Genomic DNA, 678 nt, shown 5'->3' with positions numbered 1-678 from the left:
TGTCAGTGAGAAGATTAGCCTCGAAAGAGCGCGAACGGGCATCACTGACAGAGAGAGCGTTGTAATTAACCAAGGAGAATTTATGTAAACCAAATCGGACAGACCGCAAGCGCAATGCGCTAATGCTGTGGTAATGACACAGCCCTGAGTCACCGTGTGGTGAGCCTGTGTAGCGACGGGTCAAGTTCATAGATTACAAGCAGCTCCGGTAGAGCAGTGCGAAAGCCAAACGCACACCGGTTATTAGCGGCAAAGATGCGACAGGAACTCAAGGGCATGAGCGCGACCACTGCGAGAGTGTGGTTCAAAACTCTAGTTGGTTTTGAGGTGTGGTGACTGAGCCAAAAAGTAATCAGTCAGTATTCACAGATGGGACTGAATCAGGACTACGGTAGGCGCAACTGTGATAGAGCCACAACGTAGCGATCACTACACCATCAAAGCCAATTAACGGAGAAGTTTTATGTACGAAAATTACAAGTACGGGAATTTCGATAAACTGGAAAGCGCCATTGATAACGCTATTAACCAAACGCAGGAGCAGTTACAAAAGCAACGGAAAGAAGCATTCTGGAGCAACCGTGAACCCAAACAGCGTTTAACCAAGCAGGAACGCGGCACGGTTAACGCATTAAGCAGCTTCATTACGGCAGTAAATGGCGCTCCATCAAAAGAGCG

2 protein-coding genes are annotated in these 678 nt (G+C 48.1%); one reads left to right on the top strand and one right to left on the bottom strand.

Annotated features, from left to right (window positions below; all coding sequences use genetic code 11):
* The coding region (locus AAY47_RS22955; RefSeq protein ID WP_235428411.1) for a hypothetical protein at positions 1-190 on the bottom strand (190 nt) is incomplete at its 3' end.
* Positions 191-463: 273 nt separating this feature from the next.
* Between AAY47_RS22955 and AAY47_RS18055 the strand changes: the two genes are divergently transcribed.
* Positions 464-678 (top strand): hypothetical protein (locus tag AAY47_RS18055; RefSeq protein WP_047771677.1); only part of this gene is annotated, 215 nt, incomplete at its 3' end.

Source organism: Xenorhabdus griffiniae, from assembly GCF_001028135.1.
GTDB classification, from domain to species: domain Bacteria; phylum Pseudomonadota; class Gammaproteobacteria; order Enterobacterales; family Enterobacteriaceae; genus Xenorhabdus; species Xenorhabdus bakwenae.
This window is presented reverse-complemented; position numbering and strand designations above follow the sequence as displayed.